This window comes from Mesorhizobium sp. M7A.F.Ca.CA.004.06.1.1 (assembly GCF_003999135.1).
Lineage (GTDB): Bacteria > Pseudomonadota > Alphaproteobacteria > Rhizobiales > Rhizobiaceae > Mesorhizobium.
Map to the genome: position 1 here is coordinate 1 of NZ_RZPQ01000603.1, position 3,647 is coordinate 3,647.

The following is a 3,647-nucleotide window of genomic DNA, read 5'->3' on the forward strand; positions in this document are numbered from 1 at the left end:
CTGCCGGATCACGTCATGCGGTTTCCGCACGAATTTTCCGGCGGACAACGCCAGCGCGTCGGCATCGCGCGGGCTATTGCCCTGAACCCGGACCTCGTGGTCCTGGACGAACCCGTCTCCGCGCTCGACGTGTCGGTGCAGGCACAAATCGTCAACCTGCTTGCCGATCTGCAGGAGAAGCTCAATCTCACGTACATCTTCATCGCCCACGACCTGTCGGTGGTGCGCCAGGTGTCGACCCGCATAGCGGTCATGTATCTCGGCTCGATCGTCGAAGAAGGGCCGGCGGAAGACGTGTTTGCAGCACCGGCCCATCCCTATAGCCAGGCGCTGATTTCGGCGGTTCCCGTCGTGGAGACGACGCCGGGTGGGACGCGCAAGCGCATCATCCTCACCGGCGACGTACCGAGCCCTCTGAACCCTCCAACGGGCTGCCGTTTCCATCCCCGATGCCCAATCGCGGCGGAGCGCTGCCGTTCGGAGCGGCCACAGTTACGGGAATACCGACCCGGTCGCAAAGTCGCCTGCCACTTCCCGACAATGTAGGCGACACTCACCACCGCACGGGTGATCGCCTTCGCCTGACAGATTTCTAAAAGACTCCATTCTTTATCTGGAACCAACCGGCTGTTGGCGCGTTTGGTGGGGTTCGATCGAGCGCATTGCGGTCGACCGGGAGGAAACGATGGATCAATTGCATTTCTTTTCGCCCGTGCGGATTTCGCGCGGGCAGGGACACCCTGCGGAAGAAATCGATAGTGTTGCCGAAGCCATGATGTTCTTGCGGAAGTGGCCGACGGGACGGCGCGGTCCGGTTTATCAGTGCGCGCTGAATTGTTGCTCGGCCGCCTTGTCGGGCCAGATGTCGGCCGAGGAAGCAAGGAAAGCGTTCACCGGCTTTGCCCGCATCACGCGCCTTCTCGATGACGACATGGCGTTGCCGGTGCCCGGCGAAGGCGAGGCAAGGGTGCACGCGTTGCGGCGATAGGCTGTTGTCCTGACGGACCTACAAGGTCTCGCGCTGCAGCGGGGCGGGTCTTGTTGTGCAATGCGCTCGGTCTGGCGGGTCGAAAGTTCGTCTTGCGTGGCACACTTTCACAGCGGACGCTCGTCGTTCATGCTTACTTCAGTCACGAGCTTGCGGCGAAGCGCCATCGTGTAGTCGTCTGGCCCCTTCGGCGTCATGACGAAGGCCTGGGAACCGCCAATGACCGATCTGGCAAAATAGGATGCCAGAGGTTCGTCGGGATTCTCATCCTCCGTCGGGATGGCGATGGCATTGATCGTATATCCCTTGGCTATGGCGTTCGACCTGCTCGGCTGGACGGGAAGCCCGTCGTTGTTCTCGCCATTGGAGGAGATATCGATGACTTTCTTGGCCGCCTTTCCCGGAAACTGGTCGAGCAGGAGACTGCCGATGTCGATAGCCGAGGAAACGGATGTTCCGCCTCGCCCTCTGCGGATGAAGCCGGTATCGCCTTTCCTGCTGATCACCGCAGCCGCCGCTTTGGCATCTTCCAGTCCGCAGATGCTTGTCCACGGCAGCACGACGCGTGCGTGTCCGGGGCTCGACCATTCAAAATAGGCAACGCCGATGCAGCCGACATAATTCCGGCTGATGGCGGCGATGATCTCTGGCGAGGTGAGTGCCGCGGCATGTCCCTCGCGTTGCATATCGGCGATCTTCGGATCGATCGACGACGAGAAATCGACCGCGAACACGATAGCGACGTCAACGTTCGCGGCATGGGCAGAGATCGCCCAAAACATCGAAACTGCAAGTATCCCTGTCACTCTCGAGATTGAACCGGCCGACGTCAGAATGCCCCAACCTGTCGCCCGCACCCGTTCGCGAAAGGATAGGGGGCCGGCGTCCTGATGATATACACTGCCAAACATGTCATTCTCCATCTCGACATCCGGTCGTTTCAAAAAGCGGGCTCAACATGTGGAAATCTGGCGGATCGCCTTGGTACCCACGCCGAACAGCAGCAGATCGGCCTTGGTCCACAAGAGATAACAGCCGAGCAAGGTCAGTGGCATGGCGAGGGCCGCGAAGGAGCCGCCCGACCAGACCTCAGGCAAAGCACGGCCGAGGGCCACTGTCGTCGCCAGCATTGCAGGCAACCGGCTGGCGAGCACCGCACTGCGGAACGGATCGGGCCAAGCGGCCGGCCACATCGGAATTGGCGTGCCGGGCCTGTGGAAGGTGCTGCCGAATTTGCCGAGCGCATGCAGCAGGCCGGAGGTCGCCGCAAGCAATGGATCGCCGAGCAGCAACAGGGCAATGCCGAGCCCGATCGCCCCCAGGCCCGACAGGAAGTCGCCCAGACGGTTGAGGGCAGGATCGGGAGCATCCGGCCTTGCCCAGGCCCGGTGATAGGCCTCGCCGCCCCAGAAGAAGACCAGGGTGGTCAAGGTCAGCGCAACAGTGCCATGGCTGCCAGCGAAATATTCGATCACCGCCATGGTGACGCTGCTTCCCTCATGCAAGCCGACCGGCGCGGTGGCAATCTGGATGGCGAGACCGACAATGAGGCCGAGCGCGTTACCGCTGTTGTAATAGCCGCCCGGTCCCTTCATGCGGGCGCGAAGCGCCGATACCAAATGTGCGATAGGAAGAAGGATCGTCCGCGCGTCCATCACTGCGCCCCCACGACAAGTCCTGCCGCCATCGGCAAGGCCACCGCCGCCTGGCTGATCGACGCCACTGGCCCCGTGTCGGGCGGCAGCCGGGGCCGGAATAGGTTTCGCATCACCGGCAAGGGTCATCACATTCCTCCACTGGACCTGAATTGTTGGGGTGACGATCGCCTGCCCAATTTGCGGCGGCAGCTGCAAAGGCAGGGGCCCCGTCGAAGGATTGAACCGAAGCGGTTCGCAAGGACGTGCGTGCCTGCGGCGCTCGGTTCGACAGTGCCACGGACAGGATCGCACCCAGAATGATGGCGGCACCCAATGCGCTCGCGGACGAGCTCCGCTCGCCGAGAAAGATCGCCGCGCCCAGCGCCCCGAAAACGCTTTCTGCGCTGACGATCACGGCGGCGTGGCTGGCCGGCGTAAAGCGGAGGGCAACCGTCTGTATGCCGAAAGCAATCGCAGTGGAGAACACGCCGAGGATCGCCAGTTCCGGGCCGGCTGCGAATGCGGCGGCCAACGACAGATTGCCTTGCATTGCGCCGAGCGGCAGGGCGAAGGCTGCGGCGCCGAAGAACTGTGTCGCGGCTGCGGTGAACGGCCGCGCATGCACCTGCATGTGCCGGCCCAGCTCGACTGCCCAGAGCGCATAGCAGGCAGCCGAGAGGACAGCGGTGAGATCGCCACTGCTGAACCCGGCAATCCCATCCGACAACAGCAGGGCTCCAACAACGGTCAGCCCGGCGGCGACCGTGAGACTCGCTGTCGGACGTTCGCCTACGAGAAACCAGGCGGCCAGCGGTGTCATTACCGTTGCCGTGCTGACCAGGAAGCTCGCATTGGTGACGGAGGCGCCGAGATAGCAAAGCTGCTGGAGCGTGATGGAGATGGCAAACAGCGCGCACACCTTGGCCAAGCTGGAAAAATAGTCCGGCCCGAGCGGAAGCCGCCTCTCCATCAAGACAAAGGGCAACACAAGCAGGCCGCCGATCAGGCAGCGCAGACCCACC

At 62.8% G+C, this 3,647-nt stretch carries 5 protein-coding genes; 2 read left to right on the forward strand and 3 right to left on the reverse strand.

Features of this window, described 5'->3' with window-relative positions; translation table 11 throughout:
• On the forward strand, positions 1-546 hold a 546-nt coding region (locus EN906_RS26620), incomplete at its 5' end, for an ABC transporter ATP-binding protein (RefSeq protein ID WP_164777374.1).
• A gap of 139 nt (positions 547-685) precedes the next feature.
• The gene (locus tag EN906_RS26625; protein ID WP_127267728.1) at positions 686-988 is read left to right on the forward strand and encodes a DUF982 domain-containing protein; all 303 of its coding nucleotides are present in this window, start codon (positions 686-688) and stop codon (positions 986-988) included.
• A gap of 107 nt (positions 989-1,095) precedes the next feature.
• Here EN906_RS26625 and EN906_RS26630 read toward each other — a convergent pair whose 3' ends face one another.
• The 3 genes from EN906_RS26630 to EN906_RS26640 form a co-directional block, all read right to left on the reverse strand.
• Positions 1,096-1,899 carry a DUF1194 domain-containing protein gene (locus EN906_RS26630; RefSeq protein ID WP_127267727.1) on the reverse strand — a complete coding sequence of 268 codons (804 nt, stop codon included), beginning with the start codon at positions 1,897-1,899 and terminating at the stop codon, positions 1,096-1,098.
• A 42-nt stretch (positions 1,900-1,941) separates the two neighbouring features.
• Complete coding sequence (locus EN906_RS26635) at positions 1,942-2,772, reverse strand: hypothetical protein (protein WP_236383056.1); 831 nt, start codon at positions 2,770-2,772, stop codon at positions 1,942-1,944.
• Positions 2,756-3,647: DMT family transporter (locus EN906_RS26640; protein WP_164777375.1), on the reverse strand; the 892-nt coding region annotated here is incomplete at its 5' end. The genes EN906_RS26640 and EN906_RS26635, both read right to left, overlap by 17 nt.

What these genes read in the sequence shown, in the direction of transcription:
- EN906_RS26635 (WP_236383056.1), bottom strand. Translation starts at nt 2,772, where the DNA reads ATGACCCTTGCCGGTGATGCGAAACCTATTCCGGCCCCGGCTGCCGCC.
- EN906_RS26630 (WP_127267727.1), bottom strand. Translation starts at nt 1,899, where the DNA reads ATGTTTGGCAGTGTATATCATCAGGACGCCGGCCCCCTATCCTTTCGC.
- EN906_RS26625 (WP_127267728.1), top strand. Translation starts at nt 686, where the DNA reads ATGGATCAATTGCATTTCTTTTCGCCCGTGCGGATTTCGCGCGGGCAG.